Source organism: Amycolatopsis endophytica (assembly GCF_013410405.1).
Taxonomy (GTDB): Bacteria; Actinomycetota; Actinomycetes; order Mycobacteriales; family Pseudonocardiaceae; genus Amycolatopsis_E; species Amycolatopsis_E endophytica.
Map to the genome: position 1 here is coordinate 519,827 of NZ_JACCFK010000001.1, position 26,062 is coordinate 545,888.

At 70.7% G+C, this 26,062-nt stretch carries 24 protein-coding genes and 1 pseudogene; 10 read left to right on the top strand and 15 right to left on the bottom strand.

Annotated elements, in window-relative coordinates; genetic code table 11:
- Positions 1-81: 81 nt before the first annotated feature.
- Together HNR02_RS02585 and HNR02_RS02590 are read left to right on the top strand one after the other, a co-directional pair.
- On the top strand, positions 82-1,995 hold the full coding sequence (locus HNR02_RS02585; protein WP_179771622.1) for a primary-amine oxidase: 1,914 nt from the start codon (positions 82-84) through the stop codon (positions 1,993-1,995).
- A 1-nt stretch (position 1,996) separates the two neighbouring features.
- Positions 1,997-2,617, top strand: a complete 621-nt coding sequence (locus HNR02_RS02590; protein WP_179771623.1) for an FMN-binding negative transcriptional regulator — start codon at positions 1,997-1,999, stop codon at positions 2,615-2,617.
- Here HNR02_RS02590 and pdxR read toward each other — a convergent pair.
- Positions 2,586-4,031, bottom strand: a pseudogene (pdxR, locus tag HNR02_RS02595) (MocR-like pyridoxine biosynthesis transcription factor PdxR). The gene HNR02_RS02590 and the pseudogene pdxR sit on opposite strands and share 32 nt — an antisense overlap.
- A gap of 29 nt (positions 4,032-4,060) precedes the next feature.
- Here pdxR and HNR02_RS02600 point away from each other — a divergent pair.
- On the top strand, positions 4,061-4,660 hold the full coding sequence (locus HNR02_RS02600) for a LysE family translocator (protein WP_179771624.1): 600 nt from the start codon (positions 4,061-4,063) through the stop codon (positions 4,658-4,660).
- A 143-nt stretch (positions 4,661-4,803) separates the two neighbouring features.
- Positions 4,804-5,712, top strand: coding sequence for an acetamidase/formamidase family protein (locus HNR02_RS02605; protein ID WP_179771625.1), 909 nt, complete (start codon positions 4,804-4,806; stop codon positions 5,710-5,712).
- Here the strand turns inward: HNR02_RS02605 and fdhA are convergent.
- From fdhA to ligD, 4 genes are all read right to left on the bottom strand, one after another.
- Entirely contained in the window at positions 5,709-6,929 is a 1,221-nt protein-coding gene (gene fdhA, locus HNR02_RS02610; RefSeq protein ID WP_179771626.1) for a formaldehyde dehydrogenase, glutathione-independent, read from the bottom strand. The two genes, HNR02_RS02605 and fdhA, sit on opposite strands and share 4 nt — an antisense overlap.
- Before the next feature lie 107 nt (positions 6,930-7,036).
- Positions 7,037-7,321 carry a DUF202 domain-containing protein gene (locus tag HNR02_RS02615; RefSeq protein ID WP_179771627.1) on the bottom strand — a complete coding sequence of 95 codons (285 nt, stop codon included), beginning with the start codon at positions 7,319-7,321 and terminating at the stop codon, positions 7,037-7,039.
- Positions 7,318-7,674, bottom strand: coding sequence for a YidH family protein (locus HNR02_RS02620; RefSeq protein ID WP_179771628.1), 357 nt, complete (start codon positions 7,672-7,674; stop codon positions 7,318-7,320). The genes HNR02_RS02615 and HNR02_RS02620 overlap by 4 nt, the downstream gene beginning before the upstream one ends.
- Before the next feature lie 53 nt (positions 7,675-7,727).
- Positions 7,728-8,648, bottom strand: a complete 921-nt coding sequence (gene ligD, locus HNR02_RS02625; protein ID WP_179771629.1) for a non-homologous end-joining DNA ligase — start codon at positions 8,646-8,648, stop codon at positions 7,728-7,730.
- A 150-nt stretch (positions 8,649-8,798) separates the two neighbouring features.
- On the opposite strand from ligD, the gene HNR02_RS02630 reads away from it, so the two are divergent.
- Positions 8,799-9,620: an IclR family transcriptional regulator gene (locus HNR02_RS02630; protein ID WP_179771630.1), complete on the top strand. Its 822-nt coding sequence runs from the start codon at positions 8,799-8,801 to the stop codon at positions 9,618-9,620.
- A gap of 747 nt (positions 9,621-10,367) precedes the next feature.
- Here HNR02_RS02630 and HNR02_RS02635 read toward each other — a convergent pair.
- Positions 10,368-11,111, bottom strand: a complete 744-nt coding sequence (locus HNR02_RS02635) for an SDR family oxidoreductase (RefSeq protein ID WP_179771631.1) — start codon at positions 11,109-11,111, stop codon at positions 10,368-10,370.
- A 117-nt stretch (positions 11,112-11,228) separates the two neighbouring features.
- Between HNR02_RS02635 and HNR02_RS02640 the strand changes: the two genes are divergently transcribed.
- Positions 11,229-12,113: a LysR family transcriptional regulator gene (locus tag HNR02_RS02640; RefSeq protein WP_179771632.1), complete on the top strand. Its 885-nt coding sequence runs from the start codon at positions 11,229-11,231 to the stop codon at positions 12,111-12,113.
- Here HNR02_RS02640 and HNR02_RS02645 read toward each other — a convergent pair.
- Genes HNR02_RS02645 through HNR02_RS02685 form a run of 9 tightly spaced genes read right to left on the bottom strand, consistent with a single transcriptional unit; the run spans position 12,097 to position 21,602 of the window.
- The gene (locus tag HNR02_RS02645) at positions 12,097-13,563 is read right to left on the bottom strand and encodes a dihydroorotase (RefSeq protein ID WP_179771633.1); all 1,467 of its coding nucleotides are present in this window, start codon (positions 13,561-13,563) and stop codon (positions 12,097-12,099) included. The two genes, HNR02_RS02640 and HNR02_RS02645, sit on opposite strands and share 17 nt — an antisense overlap.
- Before the next feature lie 25 nt (positions 13,564-13,588).
- Positions 13,589-14,935 carry an FAD-dependent oxidoreductase gene (locus tag HNR02_RS02650; RefSeq protein WP_179771634.1) on the bottom strand — a complete coding sequence of 449 codons (1,347 nt, stop codon included), beginning with the start codon at positions 14,933-14,935 and terminating at the stop codon, positions 13,589-13,591.
- Positions 14,935-15,564 carry an aspartate/glutamate racemase family protein gene (locus tag HNR02_RS02655; protein ID WP_179771635.1) on the bottom strand — a complete coding sequence of 210 codons (630 nt, stop codon included), beginning with the start codon at positions 15,562-15,564 and terminating at the stop codon, positions 14,935-14,937. The genes HNR02_RS02650 and HNR02_RS02655 overlap by 1 nt, the downstream gene beginning before the upstream one ends.
- Entirely contained in the window at positions 15,564-16,895 is a 1,332-nt protein-coding gene (locus HNR02_RS36405; protein WP_312860883.1) for an MmgE/PrpD family protein, read from the bottom strand. The genes HNR02_RS02655 and HNR02_RS36405 overlap by 1 nt, the downstream gene beginning before the upstream one ends.
- Positions 16,892-17,593, bottom strand: a complete 702-nt coding sequence (locus HNR02_RS02665) for an ABC transporter ATP-binding protein (RefSeq protein ID WP_179771636.1) — start codon at positions 17,591-17,593, stop codon at positions 16,892-16,894. Before HNR02_RS02665 ends, HNR02_RS36405 begins: the two co-directional genes overlap by 4 nt.
- Positions 17,580-18,314 (bottom strand): ABC transporter ATP-binding protein, encoded by a 735-nt coding sequence (locus tag HNR02_RS02670; RefSeq protein WP_218902602.1) that lies wholly within the window; start codon positions 18,312-18,314, stop codon positions 17,580-17,582. Before HNR02_RS02670 ends, HNR02_RS02665 begins: the two co-directional genes overlap by 14 nt.
- On the bottom strand, positions 18,311-19,357 hold the full coding sequence (locus tag HNR02_RS02675) for a branched-chain amino acid ABC transporter permease (RefSeq protein WP_179771638.1): 1,047 nt from the start codon (positions 19,355-19,357) through the stop codon (positions 18,311-18,313). Before HNR02_RS02675 ends, HNR02_RS02670 begins: the two co-directional genes overlap by 4 nt.
- Positions 19,354-20,361 carry a branched-chain amino acid ABC transporter permease gene (locus tag HNR02_RS02680; protein WP_218902604.1) on the bottom strand — a complete coding sequence of 336 codons (1,008 nt, stop codon included), beginning with the start codon at positions 20,359-20,361 and terminating at the stop codon, positions 19,354-19,356. The genes HNR02_RS02675 and HNR02_RS02680 overlap by 4 nt, the downstream gene beginning before the upstream one ends.
- Positions 20,358-21,602, bottom strand: coding sequence for an ABC transporter substrate-binding protein (locus HNR02_RS02685; RefSeq protein WP_179771640.1), 1,245 nt, complete (start codon positions 21,600-21,602; stop codon positions 20,358-20,360). Before HNR02_RS02685 ends, HNR02_RS02680 begins: the two co-directional genes overlap by 4 nt.
- A 216-nt stretch (positions 21,603-21,818) precedes the next feature.
- Here HNR02_RS02685 and HNR02_RS02690 point away from each other — a divergent pair, with 216 nt between their 5' ends.
- From HNR02_RS02690 to HNR02_RS02705, 4 genes are read left to right on the top strand one after another with little or no spacing between them, the layout of a single operon-like run.
- Entirely contained in the window at positions 21,819-22,994 is a 1,176-nt protein-coding gene (locus HNR02_RS02690; protein WP_179771641.1) for a CaiB/BaiF CoA transferase family protein, read from the top strand.
- Complete coding sequence (locus HNR02_RS02695) at positions 22,991-23,800, top strand: HpcH/HpaI aldolase/citrate lyase family protein (protein WP_179771642.1); 810 nt, start codon at positions 22,991-22,993, stop codon at positions 23,798-23,800. Before HNR02_RS02690 ends, HNR02_RS02695 begins: the two co-directional genes overlap by 4 nt.
- A complete protein-coding gene (locus tag HNR02_RS02700) occupies positions 23,797-24,612 on the top strand; it encodes a cyclase family protein (protein WP_179771643.1) in 816 nt (271 codons plus the stop codon). Before HNR02_RS02695 ends, HNR02_RS02700 begins: the two co-directional genes overlap by 4 nt.
- Positions 24,609-26,009 (top strand): MmgE/PrpD family protein, encoded by a 1,401-nt coding sequence (locus HNR02_RS02705; protein ID WP_179771644.1) that lies wholly within the window; start codon positions 24,609-24,611, stop codon positions 26,007-26,009. The genes HNR02_RS02700 and HNR02_RS02705 overlap by 4 nt, the downstream gene beginning before the upstream one ends.
- Positions 26,010-26,062 lie beyond the last annotated feature (53 nt).

A 26,062-nucleotide genomic window follows, 5' to 3' on the forward strand; every position in this document is an offset into this window, starting at 1 on the left:
ATTGACCGAATGCAAGCCGCGAACTAACCTCCGAACGCAGTGCCGGAACGTTCCGGCACCCTGCGACCTCAGGAGAGTCACGTGACGGATCGTCGCTCCCCGCACCCGCTCGCACCGCTCACCGCGGACGAGTTCACCACCGTGCGAAACATTCTGGAAACAAGCGGAGCCCTGCGGAATTCGACGCGGTTTTCCTATGCAGGACTGGTGGAACCGCCGAAAGCCGCGGTCGCACGGTACGAAACGGACGGTGTGCCGGTGCCGCGGACGGCACGGGCACTGCTGCTCGACACCGCCACCGGCGACGCCGAGGAGGTGCTGGTCGACCTCACCGGCTCGATCGCCGCCCGGACCCCGGTCACCGGCGAGCACGGTCAGGTGCCGGTGCTCGCCGGTGAGCACGACCTGGTGCGTGAAATCGTCGCCGCCGACGAGGAGTGGTGCGCCGCGCTGCGCAAACGGGGCATCGACGATCCGGCGCATGTCTACCTGGCGGCGCTGTCGGCGGGCCGGTTCGACGGCGACGGGGGCAGGCGGCTGGTCCGCGTGCTCGCCCACCACCGCCCGGAGCCGTCCACCATGGTCTGGGCGCATCCGGTGGACGGACTGGTCGCCTACGTGGACCTGATCGCGCGTGAGGTGGTGGACCTGGTGGACACCGGCGCGGTCCCGGTCCCGCGGGAGTCGGGCGACTACGACGATCCGGCGGTGTCCGGTCCGGCGCGCACCAGTCAGCGGCCGATCGAGATCACCCAGCCGGAAGGCCCCAGCTTCACCCTCGACGATGGGCTGCTGACCTGGGAGAACTGGCAGGTCCGGCTCGGGTTCGACATGCGTGAGGGGCTGGTGCTGCACCAGCTGGGCTTCACCGACAGCGGCCGGCTGCGGCCGGTCGTGTACCGCGCGTCGGTGGCCGAAATGGTCGTCCCCTACGGCGATCCCGGCCCGATCCGCTTCTGGCAGAACTACTTCGACACCGGCGAGTACCAGCTGGGCAAGCTGTCGAACTCGCTGGAGCTGGGGTGCGACTGCCTCGGCGATATCACCTACGTGGACGCGATCGTCGCCGACGACGAGGGCCGCCCCGTGACGCTGGCCAACGCGATCTGCATTCACGAGGAGGACGCCGGGATCCTGTGGAAGCACACCGACCCGGCCAACGGCAGCAGGCAGACGCGGCGGCAGCGGCGGCTGGTGGTGTCGTTCTTCGTCACCGTCGGCAACTACGACTACGGGTTCTACTGGTACCTCTACCTCGACGGCACGATCGAGCTGGAGTGCAAGGCGACCGGCATCGTGTTCACCGCCGCCTACGACGAGCGGATCGCGCCGTACGCGTCGCAGGTCTCCCCCGGCGTCGCGGCGCCCTACCACCAGCACCTGTTCAACGTGCGCCTCGACATGGCGGTGGACGGCGACGTGAACGCGGTGGAGGAGGTCGAGGTGTCGCGGGTGCCGATGGGGCCGTCGAACCCGCACGGCAACGCGTTCACCCGGTCCGCCCGGCGGTTGACGAGCGAGTCCGCGGCGCAGCGGATGGCGGCACCGGAGCGCGGGCGGGAGTGGCACATCGTGAACCCGTCACGACGCAACCGGATCGGTGAGCACCCGGGGTACGCGCTGGTGCCGGAGGGGTTGCCGGTTCTGCTGGCCGACGAGGGTTCGTCGATCCACGGCCGCGCGACGTTCGCGACGAAGCACCTGTGGGTCACGCGGTACGCCGAGGGTGAGCGGTATCCGGCGGGCGAGCTGGTGAACCAGAGCCCGCCCGGGCAGGGCTTGCCCGCGTACACCAGCGGCGACCGGGATCTCGACGGCGCGGATCTGGTCGTGTGGCACACGTTCGGGCTGACGCACTTTCCGCGGGCCGAGGACTGGCCGGTGATGCCGGTGGACCGGTGCGGGTTCACGTTGAAGCCGTCCGGTTTCTTCGACCGCAACCCGACGCTGGACGTGCCCGCACCGGGCGGACACTGCCACGCGCACGGGGGCTGAGGTGCACGAGTTCGCCCGGTACGCCGCACCGTCGGTCGCGGACGAGATCGATCTGGTACGGCGCAACCCGTTCGCGCTACTGGTGACTCCGTCGTCCGGCGCGCCCGTCGCGACGCACCTGCCGGTGGTGTTCCCCTCCGGTTCAGTACCTTCGTCGTGGGATGACGTGGTTCTGCTGGGCCATCTGGCGCGCGCGAACCCGCAGTGGGAGGTGTTCGCCTCGCGTCCGCCGGTGCTGCTGGTGTTCTCCGGCCCGGACGGCTACGTCTCCCCGAGCACCTACGGTTATACCCCGGCCGTCCCGACGTGGAACTACGCGGCGGTGCACGTGACGGGCGAGCTGGAGCCGGTTCCGGATACCGCGTCCACTTTGGACGTGGTCGAGCAGACGGTGCAGCGGGCGGAAGGGTTGCGGGCGTCTCCGTGGGACATGTCCTCGTCGCGGGGACGGTTCGAGTCGCTGATCGAGCACGTGGTGGCGTTCCGGGTGCGAGTGCGGGAGGTGCGCAGCGTGTTCAAGCTGAGCCAGGACATGTCCGCGGACGTGCGGGCGAGGGTGCGCGCTGACGTGGGCGGCTCGCTGGCGGAGATCATGGAGCGCTACGACGGACCTCCGCGATGATCCGCACGCCCTCCTCGATCTCGCCCGGTGACCGGGCGCCGTACCCCAGCACCAGGCCCGGCTCACCGGGGAGCTGGCGGTGCCAGGACAACGGCTGCACCTTGACCCCCTCCGCCAGCACCGCCACGGCCAGATCCACATCGGACAGACGCGCGTCGAACGTGATCATCAGGTGCAGGCCCGCTGCCGCACCGTGCACGCGCGCGTCGGGAAGGTGCCGGGACAGCGCGGCGATCATCGCGTCACGGCGCTGGCGGTGACGGCGCCTCAGGAAGCGCAGGTGGCGTTCCAGCTCTCCTGAGGCCATCAGATAGCCGAGCACCAGTTGGGGCAGCACCGCGTTGCCGAGGTCGGCGTAGCGCTTCGCGTCCACCAGGTCCCGCTGGTACCGCGCCGGCACCAGCATCCAGCCGATGCGCAGCGCGGGCGCGAGCAGCTTCGAGATGCTGCCCGCGTACACCACCCGCTCCGGCAGCATCGCCCGCAGCGCGGGCACCGGCGGGCGGTCGTAGCGGTGTTCGGCGTCGTAGTCGTCCTCGACGATCAGCCCGTCCCACCGCATCAGCTCCCGCCGCCGCTCGCCGCCGAGCACCACACCCGTCGGGAACTGGTGGGCAGGCGTCACCAGCACCGCGGGCGAGCGCAGCGCGTCCACCCGGATGCCGTCCCCGTCGACCGGGACCGGCGGCGTGACCAGGCCACCGTGCCGCAGGTGCTGCCGCGTGCCCAGCGAACCCGGCTCCTCCACCGCGATCTCGGAGATGCCGTCCGCGCGGAGCACCGCCGCCAGCAGCCCCAGCGCCTGCGCGACCCCGGCCACCACCACGACATCGCCGGCGTCGGCGCGGATGCCGCGGTTGCGGGCCAGCTAGTTCGCGACGGCCAGCCGGAACGACGGGGCGCCGCGAGGGTCGCCGTAACCGAAGTCCGGCGCGGACAGATTGTTGAGCACCGCGCGTTCCGCCCGCAGCCACACGGCCCGCGGGAACGCCGCCAGGTCCGGCACCCCTGGCGTGAGGTCGATGCGGGCCGGCGCCGCCCGCAACCGGTCGAAGACATCGGGATGCGGCTCGAACCCCACGTCCTCCGGCGCCCGCGGTGGCGAGGGTGACGCCGCGACCGGCACGGCCACCACCACCGTCCCGGCCCGTCCCCGTCCGGCGACATGCCCGTCCTCCACCAGCCGCTGGTACGCCTCGGTGACCATGCCCCGAGACACGCCCAGCTCCGCCCCCAGCGTCCGCGTCGCGGGAAGACGGCTGCCGACCGGCAGGCGCCCGTCGGCGATCGCGTCCCGCATCCGGGCCGCCAGCCACGCCGACCGCGCACCGGCGGGCGCTTCGCCGATGTCCAGCTGGAGAAAGTCCGAACCCGTTATGGTCCGGTGAGATGCCCCGGGTTTGGACCTGTTCACCGGACCAGTATGGGGTCAGAGTGGGTGCCATGTCCTTCGAGTTCCTGCTCACCGCGCTGGTCGTCGTGGCCACGCCGGGCACCGGGGCGCTACTGACGATGAGCGCGGGCCTGGCCCACGGCACGCGGGCGAGCGCGATCGCCGCGCTGGGCTGCACGCTCGGCATCGTCCCGCACGCCGTCGCCGCGATCACCGGGCTCGCCGCGCTCCTGCACACCAGTGCGGTCGCGTTCCAGGCGATCAAGTACGCGGGCGTGGCGTACCTGCTGTACCTGGCGTGGTCGGCGCTGCGGGAGAAGGACCAGCCGCCGGAGGCCCCGGCGCCACGGTCGGCGGTTCGCGTGATCGTGTCGGCGGTGCTGGTGAACGTGCTCAACCCGAAGCTCACCCTCTTCTTCTTCGCGTTCCTGCCGCAGTTCGTTTACACCGCCGATCCGCACTCGCTGCTCACGATGATCGAGCTGAGCGGGGTGTTCATGGCACTGACGCTGGTGGTGTTCCTCGGTTACGGCGCGGGTGCCGCGGCGATGCGGGACCGGGTGCTGTCCCGGCCGCGGGTGCGGGCGTGGATGCGGCGGGTTTTCGCGGGCACGTTCGTCGCCCTCGCCGCGCGGCTGGCGGCGGAATGATCACCTTCCGGCACCCCGAGCGAGTGCGGCCGGACTTCCCGCGGCGTTCTCCGGCGAGACCGAGCACCCGGCTCGGCAGCCGCGACGTGTCGGAATTCCGGGTCCCGGCCCGCCGTTGACGTCGCCGTGGTTCAGTGCCCCGCATGGACCTTGAGCCCTCCCCGGACACCACGACCGACGTCCTCAGCCGCGACACCCCACCGGTGCTGACGGTCGACCCCGGCGAGACCGTGAGGGTCCGGTCGCTCGACGCGCACGGCAACCTCGAACCGCAGCGGACGCCCGGTGAACGCTGCCCGCGGATGTTCCCCGAGTCGCGAGGACACTGCCTCACCGGCCCGATCGCGGTCCGCGGCGCCCGGCCCGGTGACGTGCTGGCCGTGCGCCTGCGGTCGTTGCGCCCGGACGGCTGGGGCTTCACGGTGGCCGCCGCGAAGGAGAACTGGCTGACCCGCCGATTGGGTGTCGCCGGTGGTGACCCGGCCTGGCTGCTGTGGGAGCTGCGGGATGGTACCGGCACGAACCAGTTCGGCCAGCGGGTGCGGCTGGCGCCGTTCCTGGGCGTCATCGGGCTGCCGCCGGACGAGCCGGGCGAGCACTCCACCATCCCGCCGCGGCCCGAGGGCGGCGGCAACATCGATTGCCGCGAGCTGGTCGCGGGTTCGACGCTGTACCTGCCGGTGACGGTGCCGGAAGCGTTGCTGCACCTCGGCGACGGCCATGCGGCCCAAGGTGACGGCGAGGTCGCGGGCACGGCGATCGAATGCGGGATGACCACCGAGGTGACCCTCGACCTGCTCACCGAGGCGGCCGTGCCGGGAATCCACGCGGAAACCCCGGCAGGCCGCGTCACGTTCGGCTTCCACACCGACCTCAACGAGGCGAGCGCGACCGCCCTCGACGCCATGCTGACCTGGCTGGAGGCGCTACACGGCGTCGACCGGACGACCGCGCTGGCCCTCGCCGGCCCGACGGTCGACCTGCGGGTCACGCAGATCGCCAACGGCACCTGGGGCGTGCACGCCCTCCTCCCCTGGGATGCGATCGGTTAGGCGTTGGCCAGCAGGCCGTGCGGGTCGAGGACGTACTTGCGTGCCGCGCCCTGGTCGAATTCCTGGTAGCCCCGTGGAGCCTCCGCCAACGGGATCGGCGTCGCGTTGACGGCCTTCGCGATCTGGACCCGGTCGTGCAGGATGGCCATCATCAGTCGGCGGTGGTAGCGCATCACGGGGCACTGCCCGGTGGCGAAAGCGTGCGATTTCGCCCAGCCCAGGCCGATCCGGATGGACAGCGAACCCTGACGTGCGGCTTCGTCGGACGCGCCCGGGTCGCCCGTCACGTACAGGCCCGGAATGCCGAGCGCACCACCGGCGCGGGTGATGTCCATCAGCGAGTTCAGCACCGTCGCCGGGTGCTCGGTCGCCGCCTCCCTGCCGTGCCCGCGTGCCTCGAACCCGACGGCGTCGACACCGCAGTCGACCTCGGGCTCGCCGACGATCTCCGCCAGCTGCTCCTTCGGATCGCCCTTCGAGACGTCCACCGTCTCGCACCCGAAGCTGCGGGCCTGCGCCAGCCGCTCCTCGTTGAGGTCGCCGACGATCACCACGGCCGCGCCGAGCAGCTGCGCGGACGCCGCCGCCGCGAGTCCGACCGGGCCCGCGCCCGCGATGTACACCGTCGAGCCGACGCCCACGCCCGCGCTGACGCACCCGTGGAACCCGGTCGGGAAGATGTCCGACAACATGGTCAGGTCGAGGATCTTCTCCATCGCCTGGTCACGGTCCGGGAACTTCAGCACGTTCCAGTCGGCGTAGGGCACCAGCACGTACTCCGCCTGCCCGCCGACCCAGCCGCCCATGTCGACGTAGCCATAAGCCGACCCGGGCCGGTCCGGGTTGACGTTCAGGCAGATCCCGGTCTTGCCCTCCTTGCAGTTGCGGCACCGCCCGCAAGCGATGTTGAACGGCACCGACACCAGGTCGCCCTGCTTCACGAACTCGACGTCGCGGCCGACCTCCACCACCTCGCCGGTGATCTCGTGCCCCAGCACCAGACCTTCCGGCGCGGTCGTGCGGCCCCGCACCATGTGCTGGTCACTGCCGCAGATGTTGGTCGCGACGTTCTTGAGGATGACCCCGTGGTGCACCTCGCGCCCCACGTTGGCCCGGTTCACGCCGGGGCCGTCCTTGAGGGAGAAGCCCGGGTAGTCGATCGTGTCGACCTCGACCTTGCCCGGTCCGAGATAGGTGACCGCTTTGTTGCCCGCCATGGCTGTGCGCCTCGATTCGTTCGCCGTTGAACGCCGGAACCCTTGATGCTAGGAACCAGCGGGGCGCACGGGAAGGGCCGGAAGACCGATCCGCGGGGCGCGGGCGCTCAGGGCAGCAGGACCACCTGGATCGCGGTGAGAACGCCGGCCGCGGCGACCGCCAGGGTGGCCGCGGCGAGAATGCGCCGCGCGCTGCCGGTCGTGGACGGGCGGCGCACCGCGATGAACCACAGCACGACGACCGCGGCGGCACACCCGGCGGCGGCGATCTCCAGCGGCGCACCCCGCACCAGGCCGCTGCGCAGCAGCAGTACGGCCGCGACGGCGGCGGACAATGCGGTGCGCTGCCAGGCCAGCGCGGTCCGTTCGGGCTGGAGCCCCGGATCCCTCATCGCACGGTGGCCAGCACGACCACCACCACGATGGCCCCGGCGATCGCGGCCGCCCAGCCGACGACGAACGGCAGCCACGTCATCGGCAGCGGGCGCTTGTGACGCATCGCGCGCTGCACCCGCGCCCACCGGCGGTAGGCGAAGGCGGCGAGCAGGGTGCCGGTGACGGCGAGCAACGCGGCGAGCGCCGCGCGCAGCCCGGAGATCGAGAACTGCGGGACGAACTGCATGAGCGCCACGGCCCCGGCGACGAGCGCGAGAGCGGTCCGCAACCACGCGAGGAACGTGCGCTCGTTGGCGAGCGTGAACCGGTAGTCGGGTTCCTCTCCCTCTTCGTACCAGCGGGGGCTCATGCTTCTCACGTTACTGTTCGCCCTGGTGACGCACGCCGGGGGTGGCTCGCCTGTCAGCGGGCCCGCGGAAGCTTCACCGGGTCTTCGTGGAGGTCGCCGAGCAGATCGCCGAACTCGTCGACCCGGTCGAGGACGTCGTCGCTGAGGAACTTCAGCTGAGCGGGTTTCGTGCAGGCCGCGACCTCGTCCCAGGTGAGCGGCGTGGACACGGTCGGCTCGTCGCGGCCGCGCAGCGAGTACGGCGCCACGGTGGTTTTGTGCGGGTTGTTCTGGCTCCAGTCGATGAACACCTTGCCGGGGCGCAGGTCCTTCTTCATGACGGCGGTGACCTCGGCCGGCGTCTCCCCGGCGAGCTTCTTCGCCGCGGCCTTGGCGTAGCTGGAGGTGTCCTCGGGAGTTGTCGTCTTCACCGCGGCGTAGAGCTGCATGCCCTTCGAACCGCTGGTCTTCGCGTACGGCCGGAGTCCGTCGGCCTCCAGCAGGTCCCGCAACCGCTCGGCGACACGGCAGCACTCGACGATCGAGGCCGGCTCGCCCGGGTCGAGGTCGAACACCAGCAGGTCGGGGTTGCGGCGCGCCCCGCGCGGGCCGACCTTCCACTGCGGCACGTGCAGCTCCAGCGCGGCGAGGTTGGCCGCCCATATCAGCGTCGGCACGTCGTTGACCAGCGGATACAGGTTGACGTCGTCGCTCTGGCCGCGTCCGCCGCCCGCGATCTTCGCGGTCTTCACCCACGACGGCGCGTTGCGGCCGGCGTTCTTCTCGTAGAACGGGTTCGAGCGGACGCCGCCCGGCCAGCGGCGGAAGGTCAGCGCCCGGTCGCGCAGGTGCGGCAGGATCACCGGGGCGATGCGGGCGTAGTAGTCGATCACCTGCCCCTTGGTGAACCCGGCGTCGGGGTAGAGGACCTTGTCCAGATTGGACAGCGAGAGGCGGCGCCCGTCGACGTCCACGGTCACCCTGTCCTCGGCCATGCTCCCCACCCTGCCTCAGCGCCGCTGCGCCTGCACGCCGGACAATGTGTCGCTCAACGGAACATTCCTTGCTTCGAACCGGTACAGTGGGGGCGAAGCTGCACCAATACCGTTCCTTTCAGCGGAACGCTACCCCGAGGACCTTCGGCTTTGACGACCAAGAGTACCGCCGGACGCAAGCCCGCACCGGCCACCGACAACACCGGCACGGAAGCCGCCGCCCGGGTCGCCGACGTTCTCCTGCTCTTCGCCGGCGGTCCCCGTTACCTCGGGGTGAGCGCGATCAGCCGCGAACTGGGCCTGTCGAAGGCGGTGGTGTTCCGGATCCTGCAGTCGCTGGTGTCGCGTGAGCTGCTGGCCACCGATCCCGACGTGAACGGCTACCGCCTGGGTCAGGCCGCCGCCGCGCTGGGAGCGAGCGCCCTGCGCCGCTTCGACGCCCGAACGGTCGCGACGCCCATACTGCGCCGGCTGCGGGACGAGACCGGCGAGACCACGACACTGTCGGGCCTGGTCGGTGACGAGCGGGTGTACCTGGACCAGTTCGAAAGCCCGCGCGAGATCAAAATGACGGTGGAAATCGGCCGACGTTTCCCGTTGCACGCGGGCTCGTCGGGCAAGGTCATCTTGGCATTCCTGCCCGAGGAGCGCCAGGAAGCGCTGCTCCACCGCCCGCTGGACTCGTTGACGGACAAGACGATCACCGACCTGGGCGCACTGCGAACGGCTCTGGCGGAGGCAGCACGCGAAGGCGTGGCGGTGTCGTTGGGCGAACGTCAGGCCGGCGCCGGTTCGGTGGCCGCGCCCCTGTTCGGCCCGGACGGCGAGGTGCACGGTTCGATCAGCATCTGCGGACCGCAGTACCGCTTCACCCCCGAGGCGATCGACCGATACCGGGGTCTGGTGCGCGCGGCCTCGGACGAGATCCGCGACAACTGGACCTGGCTGCGGGAGTCGAACGCGAACGGGTAGCGCGGGCCAGCGAGCTGCAGTAAACACCCGGAGCTGGGTGGTCATCCCGTCGCCTGACACTGGACGATCACCTTGAGCCAGGGCCGCAACCTTTGTGCTCGCGTGAGTTGACATGCCGACCTTGCGGCCCTGGCTCAAGGTGATATGCACAAACCGGAAGGCGACGGGATGACCGCACAGCGACCCCCTGCCCGAGGTGAGCCGGACTCGAAACCCCTGATCATCCCGGAGCCTGACTGTCCGGCGAGGACGCTTTTGATCTTGAGAGCCGCGCCTTCGGCTGGCGGGGAAGCGCCTCCGGCGCTGACCGCTGGGCTCGCCGCCGCGCAGTAGTCGGTCGGCTCGTGCGCGACCTCCCCCACCCCTCCTCGCGGAGGGTTCCAGTCGCCGAGCAGACGCGTCAAGGCGGGAAAGAGTACCTTGACCCGCCTGATCGGCGACCGAAGCAGGCTGGGGATGAGGGGCGGGGAAGGTCCGGGCACGTCTTGGGTCGGCTTGCGTTGCCGGGTGGCGGTTTCCGGGGGGGGCGCCGGGCTTGCGTTGCCGGGTGGTGTGTCCCGGAAGGGCAAACACGCCAGCGGGAACAGCCAACACGCTGCCCGGAAGGGCCAACACGGCGACGGGAACGGCCAACACGCGCGTGTTTGCCGCTCCGGGCGGCGTGTTTGCCGCTCCGGGCGGCGTGTTGGCTGCGGCGGGCGGCGGGGTGGCCGCGTTGCCCGTGCCGCAGTCGGCTGGAGCAAGTCGTCAGATCTGTGAACCGCCTCCGTCGACGGGCAGTTCGGCACCCGTTGTGAAGGTTGCTTCGAAGGCCAGGAATGCCACGCCCTTCGCGACCTCCTCGGTGGTGCCCATTCGCTGCATCGGGCTGTCAGCCGCCATGTGCGTCTTCATCTGCTGCGTCTGCTCGGCGGGCATCGATTTTTCCAGGATTCCGGAGTCGATCGGGCCGGGGCTGATGGCGTTCACCCGGATGCCCGCCGGGAGGAGTTCCCTCGCCAGGCTGCGGGTCATCGAGCGCAGTGCGGCCTTGCTCGCGGCGTAGGCGCTGAGCATCGGCAGGCCGAGGACGTTCGCGACGGAGGTGGTCAGGACGATGCCCGCCCCCGAGGTCAGCAGCGGGGCCAGCTTCTGGACCGTGAAGTACGGGCCCTTCGCGTTGACCCTTTGAATTTCGTCGTACAGCTCCTCGCTCGTGCCCTCGAACGGAGCGAAACCGTTGATGCCGGCGTTGACGAACAGGGCGTCGACCGTCCCGAGCTCACTTTTCACCCGGTCGGCCAGGTCCTCGATCTCCGCCACCGACGATGCGTCACTCCGCACCGCGATCACGTTGTCGCCCAGCTTGGCCTTCGCGGCGTCCAGCCTGGACTGGTCTCGGCCGGTGATCAGGACGCGTGCACCTCCGGTCGCGAGCAAGGCCGCGGTGGTGAAACCGAAACCGCTGCTGCCCCCGGTGATCACGACGTTCTTACCGTCGTACTGTCCCATCGTCATCTCCTCGAATTCTCGTCCGTTGGGGACAAGATCGAGTCAACGCCGCCGGAGCGCGGGCGTCCAAGACCTGTTCGGCACCCCGTCATGCACCGGGCGTATACCGTGGACGACATGGATCTCGACCTGCGGTTGGTGCGTTACTTCACCGTCGTCGCCGAGCACCTGAACTTCGCCAGAGCCGCCGGGGCACTGCACGTCGCCCAACCGTCGCTCAGCAGGCAGATCCAGCGGCTCGAAGACGAAGTCGGGGTGCGGCTGCTGGAGCGCACCCCACACGGCAGCAGGCTCACCGCGGCCGGTGCGGCGTTCCTGCCGAAGGCACACGCGGTCCTGCGCGCGGCCCACGAGGCGGTGGCCACCGCACGAGCCGCCGCGCCACCCCGCACGGTCATGATCGGCTACACCGAGGACCTGGTGATCACACCCGCGGTCCGCGACCTGCGCCGCCGCCACCCCGAGGCCCACGTCAGCACCCGGCACCTCGACTGGAACGACTCCCGCGCCCTCGCCGACCACCGGGTGGACGTGCTCGTCGCCCGCGCGCCGCTGCCCTTCGACACCGACGGCCTCGACGTCACCACCCTCTACGACGAGCCGCGTGTCCTCCTCGTGCCCGCCACACACCCGCTCGCGGGCAAGGAATCGGTCACCCCGGACGACTTCGCCGCCGAACCCCTCGTCCCCTGCACCGGCGGCGGCGCGCCGTGGACCGGGTTCTGGCGGCTCGAACCGCGCCCCGGCGGACAACCGGCACCGCTCGGCCCCGAGGTCGTGGAGACCCACGAGGACAAGCTCGAACTGGTCGCCGAGGGCCGGGCCGTCGCCGTCCTGCCCGCGCACGACCGGCGCAGCACCCTGCGCGACGACCTCGCGGTGATCCCGGTCGAGGACGTCGAACCCGCCCGGGTTGTGGTCGTCAGCCGGGCCGACGACCACAACCCGCTCGTCACCGGGTTCCGGGAATCCGCGGAGGCACTGCTCAGCGGCCCCGCTTGAGGAACCGGCCCACCGGCTCCCCCACGACCTTGCCGTCGGCGAAGACGTGGTTGCCACGCACGAACGTGTCCGTCACGCGCGCCGTCATCGGGAAGCCCTCGAACGGCGTGTACTCCTGCGTCGACTCCGATTCCGCGGCCCGCACCGTCCACTGCACGTCCGGGTCCACGAGCGCGAAGTCCGCATCGTAGCCTTCGGCGATCGTGCCCTTGCGCAGCAGGCCGTAGCGCTGCGCGGGGTTCCACGACAGCATCTTCGCGATCTTCTGCAGCGACAGGCCCCGCTTCGTGCCCTCACCGACCAGGCCGGGCAGCAGGTACTCGGCACCGCCGAAACCGGACTTCGCCAGGAAGACGTCGCCGCGGTCGGAGCCGAACTTCAGCTCGTCCCGGCAGCACGCGTGGTCGCTCACGACCCAGTCGACCTCACCGGCCAGCACGTGCCGCCACAGCGCCTCGACGTCCTCGCGCTCGCGCAGCGGCGGGTTGACCTTGCCACCGATGCCGGACGCGGTGTCCACATCGGCGAGCAGGTGCCCGATGGTCACCTCGCGGCGGAAGTCGATGTGCGGGAACGCCTTCGCCATCGTCAGCGCGGCCGACAGCGCCTTCTCCGACGACAGGTGCAGCAGGTTGATGTTCGGCAGTCCGGTCTCGTGCGCCAGGTACGACGCGATGGTGACCGCCAGCCCCTCCGAGTGCGGCGGCCGCGAAGCGCTGTAGGCGCGCAGGCCGGTCAGCGAACCGTCCTGCTCCACCAGCTTCGTGTAGGCGGTCATGATCTCGGCCGTCTCGCAGTGCAACGACAGCGACAGGTGCGGCGCGTACTCGGTGAGGATCTCGCGTGCCTTCTGCACCCCGCGCATCACGAACTCGAAGTGCGCGATGTCGTAGCGCTCGTCCGGCGGGATCATCAGGAAGTCGCTCTGGCTCGTCGACCGGCCGTGCAGCCCGTGCGAACCGTAGAACATGAAGATCTTGAACGAGGTGACGCCGTGTTCCTCCACGAGGTACGGGATCTCCTCGATGTGCTGCGACGACATCGGCGCCAGGTGGAAGGCGTAGTCCACATAGGCGTTACCGGCCGACTTGCTCAGCACCTCCGGGAAGAAGTCCCGGTAGCTGCCGCCCTTGTTGAGGTAGTACTGCCCGGTCCGCATGTAGGTGAGCGACGTCGTGACGCCACCCTGCGCGCTCGCGCGGCTTTCGGTGCGGGTGTCGGTGGACAGCTCGTTGTAGATGCCCCAGTGCTGGTGCGCGTCGACCACACCGGGGAAGGCCAGCAGGCCACGGCCGTCGATCACGCGCGCGGCGTCGTCGGCGGGCAGGCCGGGCGCCACCCGCGTGATGGTGCCGTCGTCGACCGCGATGTCCAGCAGTTCCGGCTCGCCGTCGGCGGCATCGGGCCGCACGACCCGGACGCCCTGGACGAGCAGTTCCGTCGTTGCCATTTCTTCGATTCCTCCGCGTGATCGTTCAGGCCGGGCGACGTGCGACGTCGTTCGCGGCCAGGTAGGCCAGCCCGAAGGCAGGCAGGAGCCCGTTGCCGGGCAGGTATCCGGCGGCGCCGTGACCCGAAATGCTCGCCGCGGCGCCTCCCGCGGCGTAGAGGCCGGGGATCGGCCGGTCGCAGGCGTCGACGACGGCGGCGTTCTCGTTCACCCTCAGGCCGCCCTGGGTGTGGAAGAGCGCGGGCACGACCCGGACCGCGGCGTACCGGCCGGACAGCGGGCGCTCCCAGTTGGTGCGGCCGAACGGGTCCTCGCGCTCGCCACGCGCGATCGCCGCCGCGGCGGCGAGTTCGTCGGCCAGCTCCGGTAGTCCGAGCGCCTCTCCCAGCCCCACCGCGTCGTCCGCCCACACCAGCGCACCGGACTCCACGGTGTTCCGGAAGTCCTGGAACGGCTGGCATTGCTCGAAAATCGTCTCGTCCAGCACGATCCAGCCGGTGGCACCGGGCCGGGCCGCGAGTTCGGCGGCGTACTCGGAATAACCGCGGGTCTCGTTGCCGAAGCGCCTTCCGCCTGCGTCGACGAGGATCGCGCCGTGGATGATCGTCGCCCACCCGACCAGCGTGCCCGCGTTCGCGGCGACCGCGCCGTGGCCCTGGTAGGCGTCCAGGTAACCGGTGGCCGCGCCGAGCTTCTCGCCGATGCGCAGCGCGTCGCCGAGCGACTGGTCGCTGCCCTGGTACAACGCGTCCGCGATCTCCGGCAGGTGCCGCGCCACGAGGTCGCGGTCGGCGCCGAAACCGTTGGTGGCCAGCAGGACCGCGCGCGTCGGGATCTCTTCCTCGGCGCCGTCCGGATAGCGCACGACGGCGGCCCGGACACCGTCGGGGTCGGTCAGCACGTCGACCAGCTTCGCCGGGGCGAGCAGCTCGATGTTCTCGTGCTCGGTGACCCGCCGCGCGAGGTGGTCGATGACGCCGGAGCCGTGCCGACCGGGGATCGAGTGGCAGCGCGGCACCGCGTGGCCCGGGTAGTTGAAGTCCGTGACCAGCGACAACGGCAGACCGGCCGAATCGGCCAGCCACTCCACCAGCGGCGCGCTCACCTCCGCCAGCGTACGGGCCAGCCTCGGATCGGCCTGTCCCTTGGTCTTGGTCATGATGTCGTCGACGAACCGCTCCGGCGAGTCGTCGATGTCCGCTTCGACCTGCCAGCGCGAACCGGCGCCGGGAAACATCGCGGTCGACATCGACGTGTTGTTGCCGCGCCGGAAGTGCTCGCTGGCCTCGACGACCAGCACGCTCAGCCCCAGTTCGGCGGCCCGCAGCGCACCGGCCAGGCCGCCACCGGCACCAGCGACCACCAGATCCATCACGGCTGCACCGCCAGCAGCCGCAACGCCAGCTCCGTCGGGTCGACGATGCGCGCGGGCAGGTCGGCGGGTTCGACGTCGACCGCCGAGCAGCCGTTGATCACCGCGGTCGCGCCCAGCGACGCCAGCTCACGCACCGCATCGCCGAGCGCCCGGTTCCAGGTGGCGGTGTCCGCGATCGCCTCGAACGGCAGGTCCAGCACGCGCGTTCCGGCGAAGTACGCGGTCAGGCCGTAGTCGGCGACGCGCTTGTCGAACTCGGCACGGATCGCCTCATTGCGCACGACGGCGCCGAACCGCACGCCCTTGCCCGCGAGGTGGGTCGCGGACAGCTTGAGCAGCCCGTGCACCGGAAGCGGCTGTGCGGCAACGGTGTCCGGCACGGCCGGGTCGAGCACGCAGTCCGGGAAGGCCAGGTCGAAGCCCTCCCCCGCGCGACCCAGCGCGGCGGCGACCTCCCGTTCGGACGCCCGCACGGACTCGCCCGTGTCGAGCGAAGCCGGCGCGGCCGCGCCCACGTCGACGAGTTCGATCTCCAGGTCCGGCGGGGCGAGCCGGTCGTAGCGGTCCTGCCGCCGCCGGATCTCCTCCGGCGGCAGGTGGATGGGCGTCACCGCGAGGGCACGCATCAGTTCAACTCCTTCTCTGCTCCGCCGGCCAGCCCGCGCAGCGCGTCACCGACACGGGGCAGGCCGGGCAACTCGTGACTGACCGCGACGGCGCGGTCCACGAGCCCTGGCTGCCGCGGCAGCCACGTCTTCAGCATCGCGACCAGGTCGGGTTCGCTCAGCGGGTGGTGGTCGGCGTCGCCCACCGGGTTGGGCACCTCGCTGGCCAGCGTGGTGCCGTCGTCGAAGCCGATGCTGACCCGCGCGGCGCGTTCGGCGGGCAGCCGGGCGGTCAGGTCGTCGGCCGCGACCAGTCGTACCCGTCGCGCAAGCGCTTGCACCTGCGGATCGTCGAGCGCGCTGTCCGGGGCGACCTGTCCGGTGAGCGCGGCGGTGGCGACCACGAACGGTGTCGAGAACATCGCGGACAGCCGGTTCGACCAGGTTTCGCTCGTCAGCCCGGCGCCCAGGACGTGCGATTCCACCAGGATCGAGGTGATGGCGGCCGCCGGGAACTCGGCGCGCAACGCCAGGACCGCGTCGGCGGCCGGGTGCGTGAACGAGCAGGACGCGTGCCGTTTGAAGTAACCGTGCGTGATGTCCCAGCGCACACCCAGCTCAGCGGTCAGCTCCCCGACGTCGAACGAGCCCAGCAACGTGCCCAGCGACAACGCGGCGGTGCCGGTGTTGCGCGCCATCCCGGCCGCGGCCATCCGCGCCGCGGCCAGGCCGGACGACTGCGAAGCGCCCATCCACGCGTTGCGGACGGGGTTTCCGGTGGTCGCCGAGTCGAAGTGGCCCGCGATCGCCATGCCCGCCCCGGTGTCGATCGCGGCGGCCGTCGCATCCGGACCAAGCCCGAGCAACCGCGCACACCCCGCCGCCGCACCGGCCACGCCCCAGCTCCCGTGTGGATGCGCGCCGGGCTTCAACGACGTCGCACGGCCGAACCGAGAAGCCACCTCGTAGGCCGCGAGCAGGGCCGCCGCGGTGTCTTCGCCACTGCTGTCCAGCTCGGCCGCCAGCGCCAGTACCGCCGGGAACCCGTGCGCCGCGGGATGCCCCTTGGCGTACTTGTTGCCCTCGTCGAGTTCGAGCGAGACCAGCGCGATCCCGTTCAGCCACGCCGCCGCGTCGGTGGACACACACGTACCAGCCCCGACCAACGGCGCCGGGCCGTCCGGCGCCCGCCACGCCGCGCGCAACGCCCGCTGCTCCGGCTGAGCCGCGCCCACCGCGGTGACGCCGAAGACGTCCAGCAGTACCAGGGAAAGCCGGTCCAGCACCTCCTCCGGCACGTCCACACCGGACACCCAGGCGCCGAGTTCCGCCGTCGATTCCGCCGCTGTCACAGTCCCAGATACGCCTTCCTGACGCGGCTGTCCTCCGCCAGCTCACCGCCGGTGCCGGACAACACGGTCGATCCGCTCTCCATCACGTACGCGCGATCCGCGATCGCCAGCGCCTGCTTGGCGTTCTGCTCGACCAGCAGCACCGACACCCCGTTGTCCCGGATCCGCCGCACTGCCTCCAGCATCGTCCAGGTCAGCTTCGGCGACAGACCGGTCGAGGGCTCGTCGAGCATCAGCAGCTTCGGCGCCGCCATCAGCGCGCGGCCGATCGCCAGCATCTGCTGCTGCCCACCGCTGAACGTCTGCGCGATCTGCGTCCGCCGCTGCGCCAGGACCGGGAACAGTTCGTAGACCTCGGCCAGCGACTTCTCCGCCTGCGCGGACGTGCGGGTCCACGCGCCCATCCGCAGGTTCTCCTCGACGGTGAGCGTGCCGAACAACGCGCGATCCTCCGGCACGTGCACCAGCCCGTCGCGGACCAGCTGGTCGGGACGGCGGCCCGCGGTGGGCGAGCCGCCGAAGGTGATGCTGCCGGACAACGTCTTGAGCTGACCGCAGATACTGCGCAGCGTCGTGGTCTTGCCCGCGCCGTTCGCACCGACCAGCGCGACGATCTCACCCTCGCCGAGATGCAGGTCGATGTCGTGCAGGATGCGCATTCGTCCGTACCCGGCGCACACCTTCTCAAGCGTCAGCATGGGTCGGCTCCTCACCGAGGTAGGCGTCGATGACGCGGGCGTCGCTGGTGACCTCCTGCGGCGAGCCGACCGCGATCACGCGTCCCTGGTCCAGCACGAGCACCCGGTCGGCCAGGCGCATGACGGCGGCCATGATGTGCTCGATGAACAGCAGGGTCACGCCCTCCTGATCACGCAGCAGCGCGAGCAGGTCGAGCACCGGTTCCCGTTCGGCGGGCACCAGCCCCGCCAGGACCTCGTCGAGCAGCAGCACCTTCGGCCGCGTCGCCAGTGCCCGCGCCAGCTCCAGCCGCTTGAGCCCGGCGGTCGGCAGTTCGGGCGCGATGCGGTGTGCCCACGGACCGAGCCCGACGCGCTCGACGACGTCCAGCGCGTGCTCACGCAGCTTCCGCCGTCCGAAGCGGTGGTGCTGCGCGGCGAGGCTGACGTTCTCCAGCACGGTCATGCTCGCGAACGGCCGCATCAGCTGGAACGTGCGCACCATCCCGGCCCGCGCGATCCGGTCCGGCGAGGCGCCCGTGACGTCCTGCCCGGCGAACCCGACCCGGCCCGTGTCCGGCGTCAGCGCGCCCGAGACGACGTTGAACAGCGTGGTCTTGCCCGCGCCGTTCGGGCCGATGATGCCGAGGATCTCCCCCTCGGACACCTCGAAGTCCACATCGGACAGCGCACGCAGACCGCGGAACGCCTTGCCGACGCCGCTCACTTCCACCATGCTCATCGACGCCACCTCGCCGCGATCGTTCCGACGATCCCCTTCGGCAGCAGCCGCACGATCAGGATCAGCAGCACCGCGTAGAGCACCACGTCCAGGCCACTGCGGCCCTGCAGGAAGCTCAGGAACTCCGGCGGGGTGCGCAGCATCGTCGCGGTCACGTCGTTGAGCGCGCCGACGATGATCGCGCCGACCACCGGGCCCCAGACCGTGCCGATGCCGCCGATCACGACCGGCACGATCGCCTGGATCGACACCGACGAACCGAAGCCGAGTTCGGGGTTCACGAACAGGTAGTACTGCGTGTAGAAGGCGCCCGCGACCGCGGTGATCGCCGCGGACAACGCGACCGTCATCAGCTTGTGCCGCATCACCGGCGTGCCGAGCGAGGCCGCGGCCAGCTCGTCGTCGCGGATCGCGGTCACGTACTTCCCGGCCCGCGAGTGCAGGAACACGATGCTGATCGCGACCGCGGCCCCGGCCAGCACCAGCGCGACCCAGAAGTACGCGGGCGAGTCGGCAGGGAACTGGATCATCCACAGCGACGAGTCCGGGATCAGCGGCACGCTGAACCCGACTGCCTTGTTGGCGAACTCGCTGCTCGTCACGACCAGCCGCAGCATCTCGGCGAAGGCGAACGTGGCGAGCGCGAAGTAGGCGCCCTGCAGCTTGTAGCGGAAGGAGAAGTACCCGATCAGCACCGCCGCCGCGGCGGCCACCGCCATCCCGGCAAGCATCCCGATCCACGGCGACACGTTGTGCTTCACCAGCAGATACGCGCTGGTGTAGGCGCCGAGGCCGAAGTAGGCCGCGTGCCCGAAGCTGAACATGCCGCCGAAACCACTCATGATGTTCCAGCCCACCGCCATGAGCAGGAAGATCAGGATCCGCACGGCGACCGCGCCCTGCGCGGCGGGCAGGATGAGCGGCAGCGGGATCGCGATCAGCACCAGCACGGCGAGGATGGCGAGCTGCCGGTTCTGCGGGCGCAGCGGCGGTGCCTTGACCTTCTCAGCGCCGGCCGGCCCGGCGATCGTGATCGCACTCATGCCGTCTTCCTTCCGAAAAGTCCCTGCGGCCGGAGGAAAAGCACGAGGATGAACACGACGAACACACCCAGCAGCGAGCTCTGCCCGCCGAGGTAGATCGTGGTGAGCTGCTCGACCAGCCCGATCAGCAGGCCGCCGACGAGCGCGCCCACGACGTTGCCCATCCCGCCGAGCACCACCACCACGAACGCGGTGATGTTGAACTGCTCGCCCAGCGTCGGCGTCACCGTGACCAGCGGACCCGCCAGCGCGGCGGCCGCACCGGCGCACGCGGTGCCGATCGCGAAGGTCAGCGTGTGGATGCGGCGGACGTTGATGCCGACCAGTTCCGCGCCCGGACCGTTCGCCGCGACCGCGCGGATCGCGGTACCCAGCCGGGTGCGGCGCAGCAGCCAGAACAGCAGCGCGCCGAGCAGGATCGCGCCGAGGAAGGCGTACAACCGCGAACCGGCGACCACCGCGCCCAGCAACGGGAACTGGAAGTCACCCGGCAGCGCGATCGTCTTCGGCTCGGCACCGAAGAACATCAGCAGACCGTTCTCCAGCAACAGCGACAGGCCGAGTGTGATCAGCAGCTGGTTCTCCAGCGACTTGCCACCGGTACCGGACAACAGTCCACGGTGGACGGCAGCGCCGATCAGGAACAGCGCCGGGATGGCCACGACCAGCGTCAGGTACGGGTGCATACCGGTCGCGGAGATCATGCCGAAGGAGATGAACATCGCGACCGCCAGCAGCGCGCCGTGCGCGAAGTTGACGATGTCCAGCACGCCGAAGATCAGCGTCAGGCCCATCGCGATGAGGCCGTAGAGACCGCCGGTCAGGACGCCGGTGACCACCGACTGCCAGACCACCAGCCCGCTGCCGGACTGCAGCAGCGCGACCACGATCGCGACGACGAGAACGACACCGACGACGCCCGCGCGGCCGAGGAAACCGCGATCCTTCTTCTGGGGAGGGGAGATTTCGGGGGCGAGTGGCGCCCCCTGCGTTGTGTTGGTCATGGCCGCCACGTCACCTGGTACTCGGGCCGGGATTCGGCTTTCTCCGGGGGATAGACCTGCTTGACCTGGCCGTTCTGGATCTGCATCAGGACCGCCAGTGCGTTGCGGTTGTCGCCGTTGGGGGCGAACTGGATCGGGCCGTTGCCCACGGTCAGGGGTTGGACCCGGGCGGCGGCGATGGCGTCGCGGACCTTCTCCGGATCGGTGCTGGCGGCCTGCTCGACCGCCTGCGCGATCACCTGGACCGCGTCGTAGGACAGCACCGCGCCGGTGCGCATCGGATCGCCGTAGGTGCGCTGGTACTGCTCGCGCAGCGCGACGGTCTGCGGGTTGGTCGCGTCGTAGTGATAGTTCGTGCTGAAGTACAGCGCGCCGAGGTCACCGGCGTCCGCGACGAACTTCGGCTGGTCGTAGGCGCCGTTCGAGACGCCCCAGACCGCGTTGAGATCCGGTTTGACCGAGGCGATGGCCTTGGCCGCCAGCAGGCTGTCGCGGTAGTAGCCGGCGACCGCCAGCACGTCCGCGCCGGACGCCTTGACCTGCGTGACCTGGGCGGTCAGATCGCTGACGCTGGCCGCGTCGTAGCTGATGTCCGGCCCGACCTCGATCCCCAGCTGCCGCGCGGCCTCGGTGAACGCCTCCGCGGCGCCGCTGCCGAAATCGCTCTGCTCGTGCAGGAACGCGACCTTCTTGACCGGTTTGCCCGCCTGCTGCGACACCTGCCGCAGGTACTGCGCGGCGGCGGTGGCGATCACCTCGCTGCCCGGCTGCACCCGGAAGGCGTACTTGTAACCGTGCGCGTAGACCTGATCGGACGCCGTGACGTCGGCGACGAAAGGCACGCGGTTGCGTTCCGCGACGACGGCGACGTTCGTGCTGACCGCGCTCTGGTAGGTGCCGACGATCCCGACGGCACCGGCGGAGATCAGCCGCTGCGCCTCACTCTGACCGATGTCGGCCTTGCCCTGGGTGTCCCCGGTGACCAGCTCGACCTTGCGGCCGCCGAGGGATGCGATACCGCCCGCCGCGTTGATGGCGTCGACCGCCATCTGCGCGCCGCGCCGCATCTGCTGCCCGTCCACCGCGTTCGAACCGCTGACCGGGTGCAGCGCGCCGATCTTGACCGGGCCCTCGTCGCGCCCGGCGGCCGCGCCCCCGGCTCCCATCGGGGCCGAGCCCCCGCAGCCGGTCGCGAGCAGGGCGCACGCACCGAGCGCGGCGATGAGCTTTCGCGCGGCCATGTCACCTCGTTCCGCTAAGAGAAACAACTTGTGTGATGCCGGTTATCGTGACACTGCTTCCATCGTCAGGTCAACATCTAGCCATAACTTGACGGATGGCTGTTATCAGTGCGAACTTGGTGACCAGCGAGAGACGTCGGCAGGAAACACGGCGTTCACAGTCGTTCCCTCTAGCGAAACACTACGGCTGGGGGAGAGGAAAGGCAGGTACGCCCCATGACGGGCGCATTGTCCGGGGTCCGGGTACTCGACACGGCCACCCTGTTCGCCGGCCCGCTGGCCGCGACTCTGCTCGGCGACTACGGCGCCGAGGTCATCAAGATCGAGCATCCGAAGGGCGATCCGGTGCGCAGCCACGGCGCCCAGCGCGACGGCGTCGGCCTGTGGTGGAAGATGCTCGGCCGCGGCAAGAAGGCCATCACCCTCTACCTCGGATCGCCCGAGGGGCAGGAAGTGTTCCGGAAGATGGTCGCCGACGCCGACGTGGTGATCGAGAACTTCCGGCCGGGCACGCTCGAACGCTGGGGCCTCGGCTACGACGAGCTGCGCGAGATCAACCCGCGCCTGGTGCTGGCGCGGGTGACCGGGTTCGGCCAGGTCGGGCCGTACGCGAAGCGGCCCGGGTTCGGCACGCTGGCCGAGGCGATGAGCGGGTTCGCCGCGATCACCGGTGAGCCGGACGGGCCGCCGACGCTGCCGCCGTTCGGGCTCGCCGACGGTATCGCGGCCCTGACCACGGCGTACGCGGTGATGACGGCGCTGCGGGCACGCGAGCAGACCGGGCGCGGCCAGATCGTCGACCTGGCCATCATCGAGCCGATCCTGACGCTGCTCGGACCGCAGATCATCGCCTACGACCAGCTCGGGCAGCTGCAGGAACGCACCGGGAACCGGTCGGTCAACAACGCGCCGCGCAACACCTACCGCACCCGTGACGGCGGCTGGGTCGCCATTTCCACGAGCGCGCAGTCGATCGCGGAACGCGTGATGCGGCTGGTCGGCCGGCCGGAGTTCATCGACGAGCCCTGGTTCGCCTCCGGCGCGGAACGGGCCGAGCACGCGGATGAGCTCGACGACGCCGTGGGTTCGTGGATCGCCGAGCGGGACCGTGACGAGGTGGTCAAGGCGTTCGAGGAGGCGCAGGCGGCGGTCGCGCCCATCTACACCGCGGCCGAGGTGATGACCGATCCGCAGTTCGAGGCGCTGGGCACGATCGCGACGGTCGACGACGACGAACTGGGCCCGGTGAAGATGCAGAACGTGCTGTTCCGGCTGTCCGACACGCCGGGACGGATCACGTCGGCTGGCGCGCCGCTCGGGGCGCACACCGACGAGGTCCTGGGCCGGTACGGCGTGGACGTCGCGGCGTTGCGGGACAAGGGCGTCGTGTGATTCCCCGCAGCTGGCTCTACGTGCCGGGCGACCGGCCGGACCGGATCGGCAAGGCGCTGGCCGGGCCCGCGGACGCGGTGGTGATCGACCTGGAGGACGCGGTTTCTCCCGCTGACAAGGATTCCGCGCGACGGACGGTGCTGGAGACGCTGGCTTCGTCGTCGGCCTTCGTCCGCATCAACGCACCTGGATCCGAGGCCGGGGAGGCCGACATCCGCGCGCTCGCCTCGGCCGAGGCGCTGGCCGGGGTGCGGGTGCCCAAGTGTGAGGACCCGGCTGAGGTGCGGCGGATCGCGGATGCGCTCGGGGTGCCGGTGTATCCGCTGCTGGAGTCCGCTCTGGGGGTGGAGAACGCGCTGGCGCTGGCTTCCGCGCACCCGCTGGTGGCCGGGATTTCGCTCGGTGAAGCGGATCTGCGGGCCGACCTGCGGGTGCGGGCCGCCGAGGCGCTGGTGTGGCCGCGTTCGCGGGTGGTCGTCGCGGCGCGGGCGGCCGGATTGCCGAGCCCGGTGCAGAGCGTGTGGACCGCGGTGCGGGATCTGGACGGGTTGCGTGCCTCGACCGTCGAGGGGCGGGACGCCGGGTTCTTCGGCCGATCGGTGATCCACCCCGCGCAGATCCCGGTGGTGCACGAGGTGTGCGCCCCCGATCCGGCCGAAACGGCGTGGGCGCGCGAGGTGCTGGCGTCCGGCGAAGCGGCCCGGATCGACCACAACGGACAGTTCGTCGACGCCGCGATCGTGGCGCGGGCCCGGTGGGTGCTCGATCTCTCGACTCAGTACAGCAAGGAAGGCAAGGGTTCATGACACAGGATGCGTTGCTGGCGGCGGTGTCCGGCGGGGTGCGGCTGATCGAGCTGGGTCAGCCGTTCTTCACCGGCATGCCGACCTCGCCGAACCATCCCGGGTTCCGGATGACGCTGATCCGCCGCCACGGCGACATGCAACGTCCCGACGGCGGTTCGGCGGCCAACGAGATCATCGTCACCGGCGGGCACGTCGGCACGCACATCGACGCGTTGTCGCACGTGAGTCACTGCGGCAAGCTGCACGGCGACGTCGACGCCGCGGAGGCCCAGCAGGGCGGCGTGTTCACGACGCACGGCGCCGAGAACCTGCCCGGCCTGCTGCGACGGGCGGTGCTGCTGGACGTGGCGGCGGTGCACGAGGTGCCTGTTCTTCCCGCGGGTTACGGCGTGACGGCGGAGGACCTGGACGCGGCGGCGAAGCTGGCCGGCACCGAGCCGGGGCCGGGCGATGTGGCGCTGATCCGCACCGGGTGGGCACGGAACTTCTCCGATCCGGCGGTGTACATGGGCAAGGAGTCGGGCGTGCCGGGCGCTGACGTGTCGGCCGCGTCGTGGCTGGCCTCGCGCGGAATCGTCGCGACGGGCGCGGACACCACCGCGTACGAGCAGATCCCGGCCGGGGCGGGGCACGCGGTGCTGCCGGTGCACCGGGTGCTGCTGGTGGAGTCCGGGATCTTCATCCTGGAGCACCTGAACCTGGAGGAGATCGCCGAATCGGGCGTGCGGGAGTTCGTGTTCCTGCTCGCACCGCTGCGCATCGTCGGCGGCACCGGTTCGCCGGTGCGCCCGCTCGCGGCGGTGTCGGCATGAGCCAGACGATTGTGCAGCGGCTGGCGGAGTTCGCCGCTTCGGTGCGGGCGAAGGGGTTGCCGTCCGAGCTGCGGGAGGACGCGGCCCGGCGGGTGCTCGACGTGCTGGGCAACAGCCTGGCCGCCACGTCGGAACGCCCGGCCGCCGCGGTCGGCGCGCTGGTCCGCGAGTGGGGCGGTTCCGGCCGGGCCACGGCCATCGGCTCGGGCGACCGGTTGCCGGAGCCGAGCGCGGCGCTGGTGAACGGAACCCTGGCGCATTCACTGGATTTCGACGACACGCACCTGCCCTCGGTGCTGCACCCGTCGGCTTCGGTGGTCCCGGCGGCGCTGGCCGTCGCGGAGGCTCGGGGCTGCTCGGGCGCGCGGTTGCTGGACGCGATCGGCGTCGGGGTCGAGATCACGGTGCGGCTCGGCATGGCCGGGTACGACGAGGCGTTGGGCAACTCGGTGTTCTTCGAGCGTGGCCTGCACGCGACCGCGATCTGCGGCGCGCTCGGCGCGGCCGTAGCGTGCGCGATGCTGTCCGAAGTAGACGAAGAGGGCATCGCCGACGCGCTCGGGATCGCGTCGAGCATGGGTTCGGGCCTGCTGGAGGCGAACCGCACGGGCGGCACGGTGAAGCGGGTGCACTGCGGCTGGGCTGCTCACGCGGCGGTGACGGCGGCCGGCATGGCGCGGCATGGGATCACCGGTCCGCCCACGGTGCTGGAGGGCCGTTTCGGTTTGCTGCAGGCGTTCTGCGGCACGCAGTCGGACGCGGAGGCGATCGTCCGCGGGCTGGGTGAGGACTGGGAGCTGCCGGGGATATTCTTCAAGCCGTACCCGTGCAACCATTTCACCCACGCCGGCATCGACGCCGCCCGGCGCCTGCGTTCCCGGGTGGACATCGCCGAGATCGAATCGCTGGAACTGGGCGCGCCGACGGCCGTGTTGCGCACGATCGGCGAGCCGAGGGAGGACAAGATCCGCCCGCGCTCGGGCTACCACGCGGCCTTTTCGGGCCCGTACACGGTCGCGGCGGGCCTGTTGGGTGGCGGCGGGCTGGGCGTCTTCCACGACGACTTCACCGACGAAGCGGCATCCTCCCCGGCACGCTTGGCCCTGGCGGCCAAGGTGACCTGCGTCCCGGACGCTCGCTGCGACGAGATCTTCCCGCACCAGTTCCCCGCCGTACTGAGGGCCCGCCTCCGCGACGGCCGCGAGCTGGAAGAACGAGTGGACGCCAACCGCGGCGGCGCGGCCAACCCGCTGTCCGCCGAGGAACTGGCCGAGAAGTTCCGCCTCAACGCCACCCGGGTGGTGACGGCGGAGGCAGCTGATCGCATCACGGAACTGACCTACGGTTTGGCTGGGCTGACAGAATTGGGTGAGCTGACGCGGTTGCTGCGGGCCTGAGGTTCGTTCTCAGGTTGCCCCCTGTGTGCGCTCACGCTCGTGGGCGCACGGCC

What these genes read in the sequence shown, in the direction of transcription:
- HNR02_RS02650 (WP_179771634.1), bottom strand. Translation starts at nt 14,935, where the DNA reads ATGGATCTGGTGGTCGCTGGTGCCGGTGGCGGCCTGGCCGGTGCGCTG.
- HNR02_RS02670 (WP_218902602.1), bottom strand. Translation starts at nt 18,314, where the DNA reads ATGAGCATGGTGGAAGTGAGCGGCGTCGGCAAGGCGTTCCGCGGTCTG.
- HNR02_RS02675 (WP_179771638.1), bottom strand. Translation starts at nt 19,357, where the DNA reads ATGAGTGCGATCACGATCGCCGGGCCGGCCGGCGCTGAGAAGGTCAAG.
- ligD (WP_179771629.1), bottom strand. Translation starts at nt 8,648, where the DNA reads ATGGCCGAGGACAGGGTGACCGTGGACGTCGACGGGCGCCGCCTCTCG.
- HNR02_RS02645 (WP_179771633.1), bottom strand. Translation starts at nt 13,563, where the DNA reads ATGGCAACGACGGAACTGCTCGTCCAGGGCGTCCGGGTCGTGCGGCCC.
- HNR02_RS02605 (WP_179771625.1), top strand. Translation starts at nt 4,804, where the DNA reads ATGGACCTTGAGCCCTCCCCGGACACCACGACCGACGTCCTCAGCCGC.
- HNR02_RS02615 (WP_179771627.1), bottom strand. Translation starts at nt 7,321, where the DNA reads ATGAGGGATCCGGGGCTCCAGCCCGAACGGACCGCGCTGGCCTGGCAG.
- HNR02_RS02705 (WP_179771644.1), top strand. Translation starts at nt 24,609, where the DNA reads ATGAGCCAGACGATTGTGCAGCGGCTGGCGGAGTTCGCCGCTTCGGTG.
- HNR02_RS02665 (WP_179771636.1), bottom strand. Translation starts at nt 17,593, where the DNA reads ATGCTGACGCTTGAGAAGGTGTGCGCCGGGTACGGACGAATGCGCATC.
- HNR02_RS02600 (WP_179771624.1), top strand. Translation starts at nt 4,061, where the DNA reads ATGTCCTTCGAGTTCCTGCTCACCGCGCTGGTCGTCGTGGCCACGCCG.
- fdhA (WP_179771626.1), bottom strand. Translation starts at nt 6,929, where the DNA reads ATGGCGGGCAACAAAGCGGTCACCTATCTCGGACCGGGCAAGGTCGAG.
- HNR02_RS02685 (WP_179771640.1), bottom strand. Translation starts at nt 21,602, where the DNA reads ATGGCCGCGCGAAAGCTCATCGCCGCGCTCGGTGCGTGCGCCCTGCTC.
- HNR02_RS02620 (WP_179771628.1), bottom strand. Translation starts at nt 7,674, where the DNA reads ATGAGCCCCCGCTGGTACGAAGAGGGAGAGGAACCCGACTACCGGTTC.
- HNR02_RS02635 (WP_179771631.1), bottom strand. Translation starts at nt 11,111, where the DNA reads ATGGGACAGTACGACGGTAAGAACGTCGTGATCACCGGGGGCAGCAGC.
- HNR02_RS02680 (WP_218902604.1), bottom strand. Translation starts at nt 20,361, where the DNA reads ATGACCAACACAACGCAGGGGGCGCCACTCGCCCCCGAAATCTCCCCT.
- HNR02_RS02640 (WP_179771632.1), top strand. Translation starts at nt 11,229, where the DNA reads ATGGATCTCGACCTGCGGTTGGTGCGTTACTTCACCGTCGTCGCCGAG.
- HNR02_RS02690 (WP_179771641.1), top strand. Translation starts at nt 21,819, where the DNA reads ATGACGGGCGCATTGTCCGGGGTCCGGGTACTCGACACGGCCACCCTG.
- HNR02_RS02700 (WP_179771643.1), top strand. Translation starts at nt 23,797, where the DNA reads ATGACACAGGATGCGTTGCTGGCGGCGGTGTCCGGCGGGGTGCGGCTG.
- HNR02_RS02655 (WP_179771635.1), bottom strand. Translation starts at nt 15,564, where the DNA reads ATGCGTGCCCTCGCGGTGACGCCCATCCACCTGCCGCCGGAGGAGATC.